Here is a 16,870-nt window from a genome sequence, read left to right as displayed (position 1 = left end):
CGCACGTCGCCGGACGGTCCGCTGCCCCGCATCCGGCCCTGCGTCAATCGCGCCGTTAGAAACTAACGATTGGAAAGCGCACGATGCGCCCCAATAATGTCGGTATCGGGCGCCATCGCGCCTAGCCGTCGTTACCCTTTTCATCCCGGTTCATCCGGCAACAGACAGGGAGTCTTATGTCCGCCAGCGCCAACACCAATCCGCTCCTCGACTTCTCCGACCTGCCCCGCTTCGGCGAAATCCGCCCGGAACACGTGACGCCCGCGCTCGATACGCTGCTCGACGCCGCCAACCGCGCGGTCGAGGCCGCGAGCGCGCCCGCGACGCCGTCGACCTGGGCCGACGTCGTCGAGACGGTCGAGCAGGCGACGGAGCCGCTTGGCCGTGCGTGGGGCGTTGTCGGCCACCTGAACGCGGTCGCCGATACGCCCGAACTGCGTGCCGCCTACGGCGAGAACCTGCCGCGCGTGACCGAGTTCTGGTCGAGCGTCGGCCAGAATCTCGCGCTGTACGAGAAGTACAAGGCGATCGCCGCGAGCGCCGAATACGCGACGCTGTCCGCCGAGCGCAAGAAGATCCTCGACAACGCGCTGCGCGATTTCCGCCTGTCGGGCGCCGAGCTGCCCGAGGACCGGAAACCGCGCTTCGCGGAACTGCAGGAACAGCAGGCCGCGCTGTCGAAGGCATTCTCCGACCACGTGCTCGATGCGACCAACGCGTACGGGTACTTCGTGCAGGACGAGGCCGAGCTGGCCGGCCTGCCCGGCGACGCGACCGAGGCCGCCCGCGAAGCCGCGCAGAAGGACGGCAAGGACGGCTGGAAATTCACGCTGCACTTCCCGTCGTACTTCCCGGTGCTGCAGTACGCGGACAACCGCGCACTGCGCGAGACGCTCTACCGCGCCTATGCGACGCGCGCGTCGGAACTCGGGCCGCAGTACGGCGACGGCAAGACCGAATGGGACAACACGGCAATCGTCGCCGACGAGCTGAAGCTGCGCCGCGAAGAGGCGCAGATGCTCGGCTACCGCAACTTCGCCGAAGTGTCGCTCGCGCCGAAGATGGCCGAATCCCCGCAGCAGGTGATCGCGTTCCTCGAGGATCTCGCGACGCGCGCGCGCCCGCACGCGGACAAGGACTGGGACGAACTGCGCGCGTTCGGCGCGAAGGAACTCGGCCTCGCCGAGCTCGCATCGTGGGACGTCGCGTACGCGGCCGAAAAGCTGCGCGAGCAGCGCTACGCGTTCTCGGAAAACGAGGTCAAGCAGTACTTCCCGGAGCCGGCCGTGCTGAAGGGCCTGTTCACCGTCACCGAGACGCTGTTCGGCGTGCGGATCAAGCCGGACGACGCGCCGGTGTGGCACAAGGACGTGCGCTTCTTCCGCGTCGAGAACCGCGACGGCTCGCTCGTCGCGCAGTTCTATCTCGACCTGTACGCGCGCGAAGGCAAGCGCGGCGGCGCATGGATGGACGACGCGCGTTCGCGCGCGAAGCGCGGCAGCACCGTGCAGACGCCGGTCGCGTACCTGACCTGCAACTTCTCGGCACCGGTCGGCGGCAAGCCCGCGTGCTTCACGCACGACGAAGTGATCACGCTGTTCCATGAGTTCGGCCACGGGCTGCATCACATGCTCACGCGTGTCGACGAACTCGGCGTGTCGGGCATCAACGGCGTCGAATGGGATGCGGTCGAGCTGCCGTCGCAGTTCATGGAAAACTTCTGCTGGGAATGGGACGTGCTGTCGTCGATGTCGTCGCACATCGACACGGGCGCCACGCTGCCGCGCGAACTGTTCGACAAGATGATCGCCGCGAAGAATTTCCAGAGCGGGCTCGGCACGCTGCGCCAGATCGTGTTCTCGATGTTCGACATGCTGCTGCACGTCGACTTCGACCCGGCGGGCGCAACCGGCGTGACCGCGTTCGCGCGCGAGATCAACGAGCGCTATCACGTGATCCCGCAGGCGGCGTTCTCGCGCTGGCCGAACACGTTCAGCCATATCTTCGCGGGCGGTTATGCGGCCGGCTACTACAGCTACAAGTGGGCCGAGGTGCTGTCGGCCGACGCGTACGCGGCATTCGAGGAAGCGGCCGCCGCCGGCGGCAGCGTGCTCGACGCGGCGACCGGCACGCGCTATCGCCGTGAAATCCTCGAGGTCGGCGGCAGCCGCCCGGCGATGGATTCGTTCAAGGCGTTCCGCGGCCGCGAGCCGGAAATCGATGCGCTGCTGCGCCACAACGGGATGGCCGCGCCCACGCACTGAGCACACCGCACGGCCCGGCCCTTCGGGCTGCATCGAAAGGCACCGCTGCGGCGGTGCCTTTTTTCATGGTGCGGGCGATTCGTCGTCGAACAGCGAGAACTGCCCGTGACGCTCGGCCGTGTCCTCGTCGATGCGCACGCCGACGCCGAGCAGCCGCACGGCCTGCGCGCGCCGCTGCAGCCCCTTCGCGAGCAGCGTGACGGCAGTATCGGCATTCGTCGCGTCGGCCACGCACTCGACCGTCGTGCGCTGGAAATCGGCGAAGCGGATCTTCACGTACAGCTTGCGGATCGAGCGCGCGGCGCCGGCGCGCGCGACGCGCGCGTCGAGCTGCACGACGAGGCGGCGGATTTCCTCCGCGCATTGCTCGAGCGTCGCCAGGTCGGTCACGTAGGTCGTCTCGACGCTGACCGACTTGCGCTCCTGGTCGGCCTGCACGGGCCGCTCGTCGATCCCGCGCGACAGTTCGTACAGCCGCCGACCGAACGCGCCGAATTCGCGGTGCAGGTCGATCAGCGGCCAGTCGCGCAATTGCGCGCAGGTCTGGATGCCGAGCCGGTCGAGCCGCGTGGCCGTCACCTTGCCGACGCCGTGCAGCTTGCGCACCGGCAGCGCCGCGACGAACGCGTCGATCTCGTGCGGCCGCACGACGAACAGGCCGTCGGGCTTGTTCCAGTCGGATGCGATCTTCGCGATGAACTTGTTCGGCGCGACGCCGGCCGACACGGTCACGCCGACCGTGTCGTGCACGCGCTGGCGGATCTCGCGCGCAATCAGCGTCGCGCTGCCCTGGCACCGCTCGGACCCGCTGACGTCGAGGTACGCCTCGTCGAGCGACAGCGGCTCGACGTCGGGCGTGTAGTCGCGATAGATCGCCATGATCTGCCGCGACGCCGCGCGGTACTTGTCCATCGCGGTCGGCAGGATCAGCAGGTCCGGACACTTGCGCATCGCCAGCGCCGACGACATCGCCGAATGCACGCCGTAGCGCCGCGCCTCGTAGTTGCAGGTCGCGATCACGCCGCGCTGGTCGGGCCGGCCGCCGACCGCGAGCGGCCGGTTGCGCAGCGACGGGTCGTCGCGCATCTCGACCGACGCGTAGAAGCAGTCGCAATCGCAGTGAATGATCTTGCGCATGCGCGGCAGCGCGTCGCCCGGCGGCGGCGCGTGCGGATCGGCAGGCGGAATGGTGGTCGGGTTCACGGTGCCGATACTGTACAAAAACACAGTGTCGGTTTCAACTGTCGCGTGCGCCCGCCATCGGCCGCCCGGCCCGGCTGCGCCGTACCGGCCCGCTTTGCGCGGATCGTACCGGCCGCGCGCGGGCAGCGGCCCCTATACTCGTCTGCCACAGCACACAAAACGCAAAGGTGACGGATGAAGACGATCGGATTGATCGGTGGAATGAGCTGGGAATCGTCGGCCGAGTACTACCGGATGATCAACCGGCACTCGAAGGCGCTGCATGGCGGGCACCACAACGCGAAGAGCGTGCTGGTGACGGTCGATTTCGCGGAGATCGAAGCGCTGCAGCGCACGCACGACTGGGCGGCACTCGGCGAACGGATGGCGGGCGCCGCGCGACAACTCGAAGCGGCCGGCGCCGATCTCGTCGTGCTGACGACCAATACGATGCACCGCGTGCACGACGCGATCGAAGCCGCGGTGACGCTGCCGTTCCTGCACATCGCCGATCCGACGGGCACCGCGCTGCGCGACGCCGGCGTCGAGCGCGTCGCACTGCTCGGCACGCGCTACACGATGGAGTTGCCGTTCTATGCGGAACGACTGCGCGGGAAGTTCGGGATGGACGTGCTCGTGCCCGACGAACGCGGGCGCGACGACGTGCACCGGATCATCTACGACGAGCTGTGTCACGGCATCATCTCGCCCGAATCGCGCGCGACGTACGTGACGATCATCGAAGGACTGGCGAAGCGCGGCGCGCAGGCCGTGATCCTCGGCTGCACTGAAATCACGCTGCTGATCGGTGCGGACGACTCGCCGCTGCCGGTATTCGATACGACCGCGCTGCATGCGAAGGCGGCCGTGGAATGGGCTGCGCAATAGCGATACGCAGCGACACGCGCGCAGAAAACAAAAAACCCGGCACGAGGCCGGGTTCCTGTCGACGAAGCGCGCATCGGTCATATGCGCTGCACATCGTCTGGTGTGCTTGGTTGCGGGGGTAGGATTTGAACCTACGACCTTCGGGTTATGAGCCCGACGAGCTGCCAGACTGCTCCACCCCGCGTCAGAGAAATAAATTATAGGGTGATGAAGTACTCACGTCAACACTTTTATCACAATTTCTTTTCCCCTCCTCGAGGCTGCGACGCGCGACAGCTTCGCCGCGTCGTCCATCGCACGCGTTCGCGCCGCGTGCTCGCGGTAAGATGGCGGCCTTCGCATTCACCCCGCACGCACACTCCCGTTCATGAAAATCGCCACCTGGAACGTCAACTCGCTCAACGTCCGCAAGCAGCACGTGCTCGACTGGCTCGCGCAAAGCGGCACCGACGTGCTGTGCCTGCAGGAACTGAAGCTGCCGGACGAGAAATTCCCGCGCGCCGATCTCGAAGCGGCCGGCTACCGTAGCTGGTTCACGGGCCAGAAGACCTACAACGGCGTCGCGATCCTCGCGCGCGATACGCTGTCCATCGACGAAGCGGACGTCGTGCGCAACATCCCGGGCTTCGACGATCCGCAGCAGCGCGTGGTCGCCGCGACGGTCGACGGCGTGCGCATCGTGTCCGCCTATTTCCCGAACGGCCAGGCGCCCGACTCCGACAAGTTCGTCTACAAGATGCAGTGGCTCGACGCGCTGCACGCATGGCTGAGCACCGAGCTGCAGCGCTACCCGAAGCTCGCGCTGCTCGGCGACTACAACATCGCGCCGGAAGACCGCGACGTGCACGATCCCGCGAAATGGGAAGGCCAGAACCTCGTGTCGCCGCAGGAGCGCGCGCACTTCGCGAAGCTGATCGAGCTCGGCTTCGTCGATGCGTTCCGCAGCTTCGAACAGCCCGAAAAGACCTTCACGTGGTGGGACTACCGGATGATGGCGTTCCGCCGCAACGCGGGGCTGCGCATCGACCACATCCTGCTGTCGCCGGCGCTCGCCGCTACCTGCACGTCGTGCGAGGTCGACCGCACGCCGCGCACGTGGGAACAGCCGTCCGACCACACGCCGGTCGTCGCGGTCGTCGGCTGATCGCAGCGCCCGCGCGCGTTCAGCGCCGCGCGGGCGCCGGCCCGAGATGGGCCCACAGGAACCCGAATTCGGCCGCGTCGGATTCGGCGCGTTCCAGATCGTCGGCGCTGCCGTGGCCGCCGTCGGTGTTCTCCCAGTACCACACCCGTTCGTGACCGAGCGCATGCATGCGCGCGGCCATCTTGCGCGCATGCGCGGGATGCACGCGGTCGTCGCGCGTCGACGTCGTCAGCAGCAGCGGCGGATACGCGACGCCTTCGCGAACGTGGTGATACGGCGAATACGCGGCCAGCGCCGCGCCCTCGCGCGGATCGTCCGGGTCGCCGTATTCGTCGAGCCACGCGGCGCCTGCGTGCAGCTTCGGATAGCGCCGCATATCGAGCAGCGGCACGCGGCACAGCACCGCGCCGAACAGCTCAGGCCGCTGCGCCATGCACGCGGCAACCAGCAGCCCGCCGTTGCTGCCGCCCTCGATCCCGAGCTGTGCGGCGGTCGTCACGCCGGTCGCGACCAGATCCTCGGCCACCGCGATGAAGTCGTCGAACGAGCGCTGCCGATGTTCGCGCTGCGCGTCGACATGCCAGCGCGGCCCGAATTCGCCGCCGCCGCGGATGTGCGCGAACGCCATGACGCCGCCGCGTTCGAGCCACCCGATGCCGAACGCATCGCTGTAGCCCGGCAGGTTCGGGATCGCAAAGCCGCCGTAGCCCGACAGCAGGCACGGCCGGGCAACGCGCGCGGCGCCGTCGGGCGCATCGAGTGCGTCCAGCGCATCGCGCGGCCCGATCAGCGTGTACGGCACCACCGTGCCGTCGCGCGAGCGCGCGCTGGCACGACGCACGACGAGCCCGGCCGCATCGAACTGCACCGGCGGCCGGTCGAGCAGCACCCGGCGCGACGGCGCGTCGGCCGCCCGATCGGCAAGATCGGCCAGCCAGCATTCGGGCGGATCGAGATAGGTATCGACGTCCACGTAGACCTCGTCGTTCAGCGTCGACTCGACGGGCTCGACGTCGATCTGCGCGTCGCCCGGCCAGTCGAACGGCCGCGCGTCCCACGTCCACGTGCCGTCGTCGACCTGCCGCGGCTGCCACAGCATCGTGCGGTTGTGCACGTCGTCGAGCCAGCTCGCGATCAGCGTCGTGCGCGTGTTCGTCCACGTGCAGGCGGACGTCGACGGTTGCGGCGCGAACAGCGTCGTGAGTTCGCGCGCCCCGGCCAGGAACGCCTGCTCGCGGATCGCGAGCAGCGAGCCGCCCGCATGGTGCACGCCGCCGCAGTCCCAGTCGAGGCGCGGCTCCAGCACGAGCCAGCCTTCCCAGAACCCGACCTCGACATGCGTCGGCACGTCGTAGCGCGCCCACTCGCCCGCGTCCGTGCGCCGGTACGCATGCGCGTCGAAGAAATCGACGCTGCGCCACGCGACGTGGCGGTTGTCGATCGGATCGAACCCCGCGCCCGCGCTGATGTCGTCGGGTTCGCCGCGAAACACGACAGGCGCATCGGCGAGCGGCGTGCCGCGCACCCAGCGCCGCGCTTCATACGGATACCCGGCCGCGGTCGCATGCGCTTCGCCGCGATCCCAGCTCACGTAGACGGTATCGCGGTCGATCCAGCCGATCGTGTGATGGCCCGGCTCGTCGATCGTGAAACCGCCGTCGACGAAACGGCGCTCGACGAGATCGAATTCGCGCACGACGACCGCGTCGGCACCGCCCGGCGACAGCGACAGCAGCGCGCGATCGCCGTCCGGATAGAGGATCGCGTCCTGCTCGAACACCCACGACTCGCCCTCCTCGGCGCCGAGCGCGTCGACGTCGAGCAGCGTTTCCCACGCCGGCTGGCCGGCGCGCCAGTCGTCCCAGCGCGTGCGACGCCACAGCCCCTTCGGATGAAGGTCGTCCTGCCACAGGTCGTAGGCCCAGTCGCGCCAGCGGGTCGGAATCACCGGGCGTTCGCGCGGCAGATACGCTTTTGCCAAACGCGCCGTGAGCGCACGATACGCGTCGTCGTCGCGCAGCGCGGCGCGCGTGCGCGCATTCTGCTCGTCGACCCACGTGCGGGCACGCTTGCTGTCGAGCGCTTCGAGGAAACGGAACGGATCGGCCCCGGCGGGCCAGCGGAAGGAATCGGACATTGCGGATCGGCGGATTGGGAAACTGCGGGCAAACCGCGATTATGTCCGATCGCGGCATGCGCGATGCCCGCGCATGCCGCAAATCGTGCTCAGGGCTCCAGATGCAGTTCCTGGATCTTGCGCGTGATCGTGTTGCGGCCGATGCCGAGCCGCTCCGCGGCCTCGACCTTGCGGCCGCGCGTGAAGTCGAGCGCCTCGCGGATCACGGCGGCTTCGAAGCGGCGCGCGAGCTCGTCCATCACGTCGGCCGAGTTCTCGCGCAACAGCCGCGCGACTTCGGTGCGCAGCCCGTGCTCCCACAGCGGATAGCCGGCCGGCGCGCCGCCGTTCGGCGCGGCAGCGACAGGCGCCGACGCCACCGGTGCCGCGCCGATCGCCGGTTGTGCGCTCGCCGCATTGCCGCTGCTGCCGTGGGCATCCGCGCCGTCGCCCGTCGCGACGACCGGCGCACCGGCCGGCACGAGATCGGGCGGCAGGTCCTTGATCTCGACCGTCTGCGCGGGCGCCATCACGGTCAGCCAGTTCGCGAGGTTCTCGAGCTGCCGCACGTTGCCGGGAAACGCGAGCGACGTCAGGTAGGCCAGCGCATCGTCGGATACGCGCTTCGGCTCGACGCCGAGATCGCGCGCGCTCTTCTGCAGGAAGTGGCGCGTGAGCAGCGCGATGTCCTCGCTGCGTTCGCGCAGCGGCGGCAGGCGCAGCCGGATCACGTTGAGCCGGTGGTAAAGATCCTCGCGGAACAGCCCCTGCCGCACGCGCGATTCGAGATTCTGGTGCGTCGCGGCGATCACGCGCACGTTCGCGCGCAGCGGGTTATGCCCGCCTACCCGATAGAACTGCCCGTCCGACAGCACGCGCAGCAGGCGCGTCTGCAGGTCGAACGGCATGTCGCCGATTTCGTCGAGGAACAGCGTGCCGTTCTCGGCCTGCTCGAAGCGGCCCTGCCGGGTCGTCTGCGCGCCGGTGAACGCGCCGCGCTCATGGCCGAACAGCTCGGATTCGAGCAGGTCCTTCGGAATTGCCGCGGTGTTCAGCGCGATGAACGGCCCGTTCGCGCGCGGGCTGTGACGGTGCAGCGCACGCGCGACGAGCTCCTTGCCGGTGCCCGACTCGCCCGTGATCAGCACGGTCGCGGCCGAGTGCGACAGGCGACCGATCGCGCGGAACATGTCCTGCATCGCGGGCGCCTGGCCGAGCATCTCCGGCGCCTCGGCCACGCGCTCGTCCTGCGGCGCGCCGCCGCGCAGGCTTTCCTCGACCGCGCGGCGGATCAGCTCGACCGCCTTGTCGACGTCGAACGGCTTCGCGAGATATTCGAACGCGCCGCCCTGGAACGCCGCGACGGCGCTGTCGAGATCGGAGAACGCGGTCATGATGATGACGGGCAGGCCAGGCAGCCGCTCGTGCATCGCCTGCAGCAACTCGAGGCCCGAGCCGCCCGGCATCCGGATGTCGGACACGAGCACCTGCGGCGTCTCGTGGTCGAGCGCGGCCAGCGCGTCGCGCACGTTCGCGAAGCTCTTCGTCGCGAAGCTGTCCCGGGCGAGTGCCTTTTCGAGCACCCAACGGATCGATTGGTCGTCGTCTACTATCCAGATCGGCTTCATAGGTCGGTCAGGTATGGGTGAATCCGGTGAATCGCACTGTCGCCGCTCAATGGTCGAGCGGCAGCAGAATCTGAAATTCGGTACGTCCGGGCCGGCTCTCGACCTCGATCATCCCGTCGTGCTGCTGCACGAACGTCTGCGCGAGCGTGAGTCCCAAGCCGCTGCCATCGTCGCGCCCGGACACGAGCGGATAGAAGATCCGGTCGCGGATCTCTTCCGGAATGCCGGGCCCGTTGTCGATCACGTGCAAGTCCAGTGCCAGCTTGTACAGGCGCTTCGCGATCGTGATCTTGCGCGCGATGCGGGTGCGCAGTTCGATCTTCGCGTCGCCTTGCGCGATCCGTTCGCGCAGCGCCTGCGCGGCGTTGCGCACGATGTTGAGCAGCGCCTGGATCAGTTGCTCCTTGTCGCCGCGCAGATCCGGCACGCTCACGTCGTAGTCGCGCTCGATCGTGAGCCCGCGCGGGAATTCCGCGAGCATCACCGCGCGCACGCGTTCGCACACTTCATGAATGTTCACGTCGCCGACGATGTGCGGATGCCGGTGCGGCTCCAGCAACCGGTCGACGAGCGTCTGCAGGCGGTCGGACTCCTTGATGATCACCTGCGTGTATTCGCGCAACTCGCCGCGCTCGCGCTCGCCAAGCTCGAATTCGAGAAGCTGGGCTGCGCCGCGAATGCCGCCGAGCGGGTTCTTGATCTCGTGCGCGAGGTTGCGGATCAGTTGCTTGTTGACCGCGGTCAGGTCGTGGATGCGCTCCTCGCGATCGGTGCGCGACTGCCGCTCGTTCTCGAACAGCTCGACGAGCACGAAATCGGGCGCGGTCTCGAGAAAGCCGACGATCGCGTGCACGTGCAGCGGTTCGCGGCCGGGCCGGTCGAGCACGGTATCGAGGTGCGTCGCGTGAAAGCGCTCCTCGCCGATCGCGGTGATCGTCGACGCGAGCTCGTTCGCGTTCGGAAAAATCTCGCCCCACGGCCGCTGCGCGAGTTGCCGGCGCGAGATGTCGAGCATCGCTTCCGCAGACGGGTTCGCGAACGCGATCCGCAGCGTCTTGCGGTCGAGCACGATCACGACCGTCGGCAGCGCTTCCAGTCCCGCAAGCAGGCCCGAGCGCGCGAGCCGCTCGTCGTCCGTCAGTCGCTCGGGCTGCCCCGTCTTCGCCTTGATCAGATTCTTCAGAACCATCTGCGTGCTTGTCGCGCCTCAACGGGCCGGAAAATGAAAATCGTCGGAACAAAAAAGGGACGGCTGGACGCCGTCCCCTTTCAGACTCCGCCGTTCCCGCCGCAGGCTGCGCGACGGGAACGAACCGGCATGACGGCGCTGAATCGAAGCGCCATCGCCGATTACAGCGAGTAGTACATCTCGAACTCGATCGGGTGCGTCGTCATGCGGAACTTCGCCAGCTCCTGCTCCTTCAGCGCGAGGTACGCGTCGATCATGCCGTCCGTGAACACGCCGCCGCGCGTCAGGAACTCGCGATCCTTGTCGAGTGCTTCGAGTGCCTGGTCGAGGCCCGCGCAGACGGTCGGGATCTTTGCATCCTCTTCCGGCGGCAGGTCGTACAGGTTCTTGTCCGCGGCTTCGCCCGGATGGATCTTGTTCTGGATCCCGTCGAGGCCGGCCATCATCAGCGCCGTGAAGCACAGGTACGGGTTCGCCATCGGATCCGGGAAGCGCGTTTCGATACGGCGGCCCTTCGGGTTCGACACGTGCGGAATGCGGATCGATGCCGAACGGTTGCGCGCCGAGTAAGCGAGCTTGACCGGTGCTTCGAAGTGCGGGACCAGACGCTTGTACGAGTTCGTCGTCGGGTTCGTGATCGCGTTCAGTGCACGAGCGTGCTTGATGATGCCGCCGATGTAGAACAGCGCCAGTTCCGACAGGCCGGCGTAGCCGTTGCCCGCGAACAGGTTCTGGCCGTCCTTCCAGATCGACTGGTGAACGTGCATGCCCGAACCGTTGTCGCCGACGACCGGCTTCGGCATGAACGTCGCCGTCTTGCCGTACGAGTGCGCGACGTTATGGATGATGTACTTCGACCATTGCGTCCAGTCGGCGCGCTGCACGAGCGTCGAGAACTTCGTGCCGATTTCGTTCTGGCCCTGGCCCGCCACTTCGTGGTGGTGCACTTCGACCGGGATGCCGAGCTGTTCGAGCAGCAGGCACATTTCCGAACGGATGTCCTGGAACGTGTCGACCGGCGCGACCGGGAAGTAGCCGCCCTTCGTGCCCGGACGGTGGCCCGTGTTGCCGCCTTCGAACTCCTTGCCTGCCGACCACGGTGCTTCTTCCGAGTTGATCTTCACGAAGCAGCCCGACATGTCGGTGTTCCACTGGACCGAGTCGAAAATGAAGAATTCCGGCTCCGGACCGAAGTACGCCGTGTCGCCGATGCCCGTGCTCTTCAGGTACGCCTCGCCGCGCTTCGCGAGCGAACGCGGATCGCGCTCGTAGCCCTTGCCGTCGGCCGGTTCGACCACGTCGCAGGTCAGCACGAGGGTCGACTCTTCATAGAACGGGTCGATGAATGCGGCGGTCGGGTCCGGCATGAGCAGCATGTCCGACGCCTCGATGCCCTTCCAGCCCGCGATCGACGAACCGTCGAATGCATGACCGCTTTCGAACTTGTCTTCGTCAAACGCCGAAACCGGCACCGACACGTGCTGTTCCTTGCCGCGCGTATCCGTGAAGCGGAAATCGACAAACTTGACGTCCTCGTCCTTCACGAGCTGCATGACGTCGGCGACGGTTTTACTCATAACCTCTTCTCCTGATTGAACAATTCCGGCGGACTGGGAACCGCCTCGTTTATCGAGCTGATCGGGGTCTTGCTTTGGCGCAGCGCGCCCCGATTCGACCGAATTCTATAAAGCAGCTTCCGTGCCACCCATGTGCAAGACTGGCGCGAATCGCGCCGGCGCTCGCCGCGACGGGGCTGTGCTGCGCGATTCCGGGGCCCGGCGCCGTACCCACCGCCGACCAGAAGCACCGAGATGGTGCAATCGTCGCGATGCGCTGCGCCCGCGGAATCATTCTGGTGCAGACCAGCCATTCTGCACTCTTTTGGTGAGCGCATGTGCAGTGCGTGCACCGTGCCGCATGCGGACGTCCGTGCCGCGACGCCGCGCTAGAATGTTTGTTTGACCGATAAGGAGACTCCCCGCCATGAGTACGCTCGACCAACTTTACGCGAAGGCCGACGAACGCCGCGCACAAGGCGCGCTCAACTACGCCGGCGCGCTGCTGCCGGTCGAGGCGTTCGAACTGCTGCAACTCGACCCGTCGGCGCGCCTCGTCGACGTGCGCACCCGCGCCGAGCTCGACTGGATCGGCCGTCCGCTCGTCGGAGACGGCCAGTACCTGCACCTCGAATGGACGCGCTACCCGGGCGGCGTGCCGAACGCCGAATTCGTCAACGAACTGAAGGCGGCCATCACGCCCGATACGCCCGTGCTGTTCCTGTGCCGCAGCGCCGCGCGCTCGAAGCTCGCCGCGGTCGCGTCGTCGCAGGCCGGCTTCACGAAGGCGTTCGACCTGCTCGAAGGCTTCGAGGGTGCCAAGGACGCCGAGGGCCACCGCAAGACGGTCGACGGCTGGTGCTTCCGCAAACTGCCGTGGATCGGCGCCTGACGGCGCGCGCGCCCGACCGGTTGCGACAACCTCATCGTCGAGCCGGGCGATGACATGCCGATGACGGGCCGCGTTGCGCGGCCCGTGGCTTTTGTGCAGCGGGTCAGGCGCGCGGCGTGTCGGGCTCGACGACGTCGCCGCCGAGCAGGTGCACGCCTTCGCGCAGCTTCACGAACGCGGCCGCGACCGCTTCCGGCTCCCCCTTCACGCCGAGGTCGATGTGACGGCGCGCATAGATGCCGCCGCGCTCCGCGTCGCCCACGCTCGGCAGGCTGAACACGCGCACGCCCGGGAAATCGCGCTCGATGCGCTCCATCAGCGGCGTGAGCGTCGATTCCGGCAGTTCGAACACGTACAGCGAGCGTTCCGCGTGCGGCGTCGCATGATGCAGATGCGCGTATTGCGTATCGAGCACCCATTCGATCATCGGCCAGGCCATCACCGGGAAACCCGGCACGAAGTGCAGATCGCCGACCGAGAAGCCGGGAATCCGGTTATAGCCGTTCGGGATGATCGTCGCGCCCACCGGGAACACGCCCATGTTGAAGCGGTGCTGGTTCTCCGGCGAGTCGAAGTCGACCGGTTTGGCCGGATCGCCGTGCGTTTCCCGGATCCGCTCCGAGATCAGCACCTTCGCCTCCGGATGCAGTTCGAGCGGCACGCCGAACGCGGCGGCCGCACACTGGCGCGTGTGGTCGTCCGGCGTCGCGCCGATGCCGCCCGTCGAGAACACGATGTCGCCGGACGCGATCGCGCGCGCGAGCGTCGCCGTGATGCGCGCCGGATCGTCGCCGACGTATTCGGCCCAGTCGAGCGCGAGGCCGCGCGCGCCGAGCAGTTCGATGACCTTCGCCAGATGCTTGTCCTGCCGCCGGCCCGAAAGGATTTCGTCGCCGATGATGATGATGCCGATGCTCATGCCTGCCCCATGTCGATTGCGGTGGCGCGCGCGCTCGCGCGCAGGTCCTCCAGCGCGCGCAGGCAATAGTGCCCGAACCACAGCGCCGAGAACACGAGGATGAAAGCGTAAACCCAGATCATGGCCGCCGCGACGAACGGAAACAGCACCATCATCCAGACCGACGATACCCACACGAAGGTCGGCACGGTACCGAGCAGCCCGGTTGCGACGCCGATGCCGATCAGCGGCCAGCGGTGCTGCCGCACGAGCGCGCGGCGCTCGTCGCGGCTCGCATGCAGCGCGAGCGCGTCGTAGGTCATCACGCGGTACGTGAGCCAGCCCCAGATCACCGGCGGCAGCAGCGCGAAGAACGGCGGGATCAGCCACAGCGGGATCGTGACGACGAGCACGACGACGCCGACCAGTGCCGCCCACAGCGAATTGAACGCGCTGCCGAAGAAGGTGCCGCCCCGCTTCGGCTCGAGTGCCGCGAACTGCCGGTTCGACAGGTGCTTGATCACGACCGGCATCGAAATCGTCGCGATCAGCAGCAGCACGGTCAGCACGATCAGCGGGATCGCGAGCGACACGACCACGAACGGCGCGACGACCGCATGCAGTTGCGACATGCCGATCGCGTCGAACGCGCGATACAGCGCGGCCGTCAGCACGAAGCCGTCGAGCGCGCCGCGCGCGAGGTCCAGCAGCGTCTGCCACGAGAACCACAGCAGGACGCCCCACAGGACGGCCGAGACGAGGAACGGCATCAGGGTGAGCCAGAGCATGCGCGGATGCAATGCGCTCGCCAATGCGCGGACGAAGGAACGCAGCAAATCGTTCATGCGAGCCTGTATCGACGAAGAAAAACGGGGAAAGGATAAACCACGCGGCCCGCATGCGCCAAAGCGCATGCGGGCCGCGTGGGAGAGTCGCTCAACGGGAGGGTGGCCAGGTCAGGCCGACGCCGCGCTGCGCTTCGCGGGGAACAGCCGCCGGAAGATCCGCACGAACGCGAGGCCGTGCTGCGACCAGAAGCCTTCGCCGTAGGACACGCCCTCGACCTGCTCGCGGATGCCGGTCGGCTCGACCGTGCGGTTCCACGACGCGGTGCCGAACATCATGTCCCACCACGGGAACAGCACGCCGAAGTTGCAGCCGTACTTGGTGCCTTCGTGACCATAACCGACCGCATGGTGGCGCCGGTGGAAGATCGGGCTGACGAGCAGGCGCTCGCCGAGCCGGCCGAACGACAGCCGCGCATTCGTATGCTGGATGCTCTGCATGAAGTTCGTGAACGCAGTCAGCACGACGAACTGCGACGGCGTCACGCCGATCACCAGCGCGATCGCCGCGAAGAAGCACGACTGGATCACGTCGTCGAGCAGGTGGTTGCGGTCGTCGCACCACAGCGACATCTGCCGCTGGCTGTGATGCACGGCGTGCAGTTCCCACCAGATGCCGAACTTGTGCTGCCAGCGGTGATACCAGTAGCCGGCGAAGTCGAGCACGACGAGATAGATCGCGAACGCGACGATCGGCTGCGAGGTCACGCCCGGCCACAGATAGTCGAGGTTGAAGTTCGCGACGCCGTGCAGGCGCAGCCATGCCTGGAAGTTGTCGAACACCGGCTGCAGCGCGAAGAAGAAGAACAGCGCATAGATGCCGAGCTTCGAGATCGCCGTGTAGATCACGTCGACCCGCACGGCGCGGCGGTTCTTCCAGCGCTCGACCGGCAGCAGCGCCTCGAGCGGGCGCAGCAGCGCGAACATCAGCACCATCTGCAGCGCGCCGATGATCACCCAGTACAACGCGTCGTAGGTGTCCTCGTCATAGTCCATCAGGTTGAACTTGAAGAGGAGCGGCTGCACGACGTCGACGTACAGCCAGGTCTGGATGTCCGACACGAACGCATCGATCAGGTGCAGCATCGTTCGCCTCCGTCCGTCACGCGCCGTTCGCCGCCTTCCACGGCGCGCGGTCGTAGAAGTAGATGCCGTGCGGCGAGCGGCCGACGGCGATCGTCTGCACCAGCTTGCGCGACGCCAGATCGATGATCCCGACCTTCTTCGCGAAGCGGAACGTCACCCACAGCGTCTTCTTGTCGGCGGACAGCTCCATGTCGTCGGGGCCCGGCAGCAGGCCGGTGATGTCGCCGACGTTGGTGAGCGTGTTCTCGTCGATGATGCTGATCGTGTTCGCGACCCGGTTCGTCACCGCGACGTGCGTGCCGTCGGCGAGCGAACGGAAGTTGTGCGCGCCCTTGCCGGTGTAGATCTGCTTGACGACCTTCTGGGTGCGCCAGTCGACCACCGCGACGTAATCCGCGCCCGTCATCCCGACGAGCAGGTATTTGTCGTCCGGCGTCAGCCACAGGCCCGCCGGCACGTTGCCGACCTTCATCTTCCACTTGACCGTCTGCGTCGGCAGGTCGATCGCTGCAATCTCGCCGGACACCTGCAGCGACACGAGCAGCGTCTTGCTGTCCTTGGTGAACGCGAGGTGGCTCGGCATCACCGCAAGCGGCACGCGCTTCACGAGCTTCAGGTTCTGGCCGTCGTAGCCGTAGATGTCGACGCGGTCGAGCCGCAGGCCGGCGGCCGCGAACCATTTGCGGTCGGGCGAGAAGCCGAGCTGGTAGGGGTCGTCGATCCCTTCGACGGTGCGCTGCAGCTTGCCCGTCTTCGGATCGAGGAACATCAGGCTGTTCGAGATCGAATTCGCGACGATCAGCGACGAATTGTCCGGCGTCGCCATCAGGTGATGCGGTTCCTTGCCGGTCGGCATCGTGCCGACGACCTGGCGGGTCTGCTGGTCGATCAGGGAAAGCGTCGCTTCGGCCGAATTGAGGACGATCACGTTATTCGCGTGTGCGGCAGGCGCCAGCACGGCGGCGGCCAGCGCGAGCGTGCGGCCGAGGGAAAGGAAAGTGCGCATGAAGACTCACGTCGTGGAACAACCGTCATTGTAAAACGTTCAACCGGCCCCGCCGGTTGACCGAAGCCGGCATTGCGCCACTTCGACGCACGCCGCGGCGGCCGGATGGGCCGGCGCGGCATACTCCGCGCGGCCGGCCGGGGCCGGCCGCCGGTGCGGGCCCGGGAACCCGATGT

Annotated in this window: 13 protein-coding genes and 1 tRNA gene; 4 read left to right on the top strand and 10 right to left on the bottom strand. The window is 67.2% G+C overall.

Going from position 1 to position 16,870, the window contains the following annotated elements; all coding sequences use genetic code 11:
- The first annotated feature begins 176 nt into the window (after nt 1–176).
- Complete coding sequence (locus tag JYG32_RS01820) at nt 177–2,264, top strand: M3 family metallopeptidase (protein ID WP_213264471.1); 2,088 nt, start codon at nt 177–179, stop codon at nt 2,262–2,264.
- 63 nt (nt 2,265–2,327) lie between these two features.
- On the opposite strand, the gene dinB is transcribed toward JYG32_RS01820, so the two are convergent.
- The gene (gene dinB / locus JYG32_RS01815; RefSeq protein ID WP_213264470.1) at nt 2,328–3,491 is read right to left on the bottom strand and encodes a DNA polymerase IV; all 1,164 of its coding nucleotides are present in this window, start codon (nt 3,489–3,491) and stop codon (nt 2,328–2,330) included.
- A 150-nt stretch (nt 3,492–3,641) separates the two neighbouring features.
- On the opposite strand from dinB, the gene JYG32_RS01810 reads away from it, so the two are divergent.
- The gene (locus JYG32_RS01810) at nt 3,642–4,334 is read left to right on the top strand and encodes an aspartate/glutamate racemase family protein (protein ID WP_174383342.1); all 693 of its coding nucleotides are present in this window, start codon (nt 3,642–3,644) and stop codon (nt 4,332–4,334) included.
- A 107-nt stretch (nt 4,335–4,441) separates the two neighbouring features.
- Here JYG32_RS01810 and JYG32_RS01805 read toward each other — a convergent pair.
- Nucleotides 4,442–4,518: transfer RNA gene (locus tag JYG32_RS01805), tRNA-Met, on the bottom strand.
- 183 nt (nt 4,519–4,701) lie between these two features.
- On the opposite strand from JYG32_RS01805, the gene xth reads away from it, so the two are divergent.
- Nucleotides 4,702–5,478: an exodeoxyribonuclease III gene (gene xth / locus JYG32_RS01800; protein ID WP_213264469.1), complete on the top strand. Its 777-nt coding sequence runs from the start codon at nt 4,702–4,704 to the stop codon at nt 5,476–5,478.
- A gap of 19 nt (nt 5,479–5,497) precedes the next feature.
- Here xth and JYG32_RS01795 read toward each other — a convergent pair whose 3' ends face one another.
- The 4 genes from JYG32_RS01795 to glnA form a co-directional block, all read right to left on the bottom strand.
- A complete protein-coding gene (locus JYG32_RS01795) occupies nt 5,498–7,615 on the bottom strand; it encodes a prolyl oligopeptidase family serine peptidase (RefSeq protein WP_213264468.1) in 2,118 nt (705 codons plus the stop codon).
- Nucleotides 7,616–7,704: 89 nt separating this feature from the next.
- Nucleotides 7,705–9,222 (bottom strand): nitrogen regulation protein NR(I), encoded by a 1,518-nt coding sequence (gene ntrC, locus JYG32_RS01790; RefSeq protein ID WP_213264467.1) that lies wholly within the window; start codon nt 9,220–9,222, stop codon nt 7,705–7,707.
- A gap of 46 nt (nt 9,223–9,268) precedes the next feature.
- Nucleotides 9,269–10,411, bottom strand: coding sequence for a nitrogen regulation protein NR(II) (gene glnL, locus JYG32_RS01785; protein WP_034183539.1), 1,143 nt, complete (start codon nt 10,409–10,411; stop codon nt 9,269–9,271).
- 161 nt (nt 10,412–10,572) lie between these two features.
- The gene (gene glnA / locus JYG32_RS01780) at nt 10,573–11,988 is read right to left on the bottom strand and encodes a type I glutamate--ammonia ligase (RefSeq protein ID WP_047898511.1); all 1,416 of its coding nucleotides are present in this window, start codon (nt 11,986–11,988) and stop codon (nt 10,573–10,575) included.
- Between the two features lie 406 nt (nt 11,989–12,394).
- Between glnA and JYG32_RS01775 the strand changes: the two genes are divergently transcribed.
- A complete protein-coding gene (locus JYG32_RS01775; protein ID WP_174383346.1) occupies nt 12,395–12,859 on the top strand; it encodes a rhodanese-like domain-containing protein in 465 nt (154 codons plus the stop codon).
- Nucleotides 12,860–12,962: 103 nt separating this feature from the next.
- Here the strand turns inward: JYG32_RS01775 and JYG32_RS01770 are convergent, their stop codons facing one another.
- From JYG32_RS01770 to JYG32_RS01755, 4 genes are all read right to left on the bottom strand, one after another.
- Nucleotides 12,963–13,778, bottom strand: coding sequence for a competence/damage-inducible protein A (locus tag JYG32_RS01770; protein ID WP_213264466.1), 816 nt, complete (start codon nt 13,776–13,778; stop codon nt 12,963–12,965).
- On the bottom strand, nt 13,775–14,602 hold the full coding sequence (locus tag JYG32_RS01765; RefSeq protein WP_174383348.1) for an EI24 domain-containing protein: 828 nt from the start codon (nt 14,600–14,602) through the stop codon (nt 13,775–13,777). The genes JYG32_RS01770 and JYG32_RS01765 overlap by 4 nt, the downstream gene beginning before the upstream one ends.
- Before the next feature lie 111 nt (nt 14,603–14,713).
- Nucleotides 14,714–15,688, bottom strand: coding sequence for a sterol desaturase family protein (locus JYG32_RS01760; RefSeq protein ID WP_174383349.1), 975 nt, complete (start codon nt 15,686–15,688; stop codon nt 14,714–14,716).
- 16 nt (nt 15,689–15,704) lie between these two features.
- On the bottom strand, nt 15,705–16,694 hold the full coding sequence (locus tag JYG32_RS01755; RefSeq protein ID WP_174383350.1) for a beta-propeller fold lactonase family protein: 990 nt from the start codon (nt 16,692–16,694) through the stop codon (nt 15,705–15,707).
- Nucleotides 16,695–16,870: the final 176 nt, after the last annotated feature.

The sequence above is a fragment of the Burkholderia pyrrocinia genome (assembly GCF_018417535.1).
Lineage (GTDB): Bacteria > Pseudomonadota > Gammaproteobacteria > Burkholderiales > Burkholderiaceae > Burkholderia > Burkholderia pyrrocinia_E.
The sequence above is the reverse complement of the archived record's forward strand: the minus strand, read 5'-3'. Positions and strand labels throughout refer to the sequence as shown.

Coding starts and splice junctions, on each gene's coding strand:
- JYG32_RS01820 (WP_213264471.1), top strand. CDS start 177: ATGTCCGCCAGCGCCAACACCAATCCGCTCCTCGACTTCTCCGACCTG.
- glnL (WP_034183539.1), bottom strand. CDS start 10,411: ATGGTTCTGAAGAATCTGATCAAGGCGAAGACGGGGCAGCCCGAGCGA.
- JYG32_RS01760 (WP_174383349.1), bottom strand. CDS start 15,688: ATGCTGCACCTGATCGATGCGTTCGTGTCGGACATCCAGACCTGGCTG.
- JYG32_RS01775 (WP_174383346.1), top strand. CDS start 12,395: ATGAGTACGCTCGACCAACTTTACGCGAAGGCCGACGAACGCCGCGCA.
- JYG32_RS01755 (WP_174383350.1), bottom strand. CDS start 16,694: ATGCGCACTTTCCTTTCCCTCGGCCGCACGCTCGCGCTGGCCGCCGCC.
- glnA (WP_047898511.1), bottom strand. CDS start 11,988: ATGAGTAAAACCGTCGCCGACGTCATGCAGCTCGTGAAGGACGAGGAC.
- ntrC (WP_213264467.1), bottom strand. CDS start 9,222: ATGAAGCCGATCTGGATAGTAGACGACGACCAATCGATCCGTTGGGTG.
- JYG32_RS01810 (WP_174383342.1), top strand. CDS start 3,642: ATGAAGACGATCGGATTGATCGGTGGAATGAGCTGGGAATCGTCGGCC.
- xth (WP_213264469.1), top strand. CDS start 4,702: ATGAAAATCGCCACCTGGAACGTCAACTCGCTCAACGTCCGCAAGCAG.
- JYG32_RS01765 (WP_174383348.1), bottom strand. CDS start 14,602: ATGAACGATTTGCTGCGTTCCTTCGTCCGCGCATTGGCGAGCGCATTG.
- JYG32_RS01770 (WP_213264466.1), bottom strand. CDS start 13,778: ATGAGCATCGGCATCATCATCATCGGCGACGAAATCCTTTCGGGCCGG.
- JYG32_RS01795 (WP_213264468.1), bottom strand. CDS start 7,615: ATGTCCGATTCCTTCCGCTGGCCCGCCGGGGCCGATCCGTTCCGTTTC.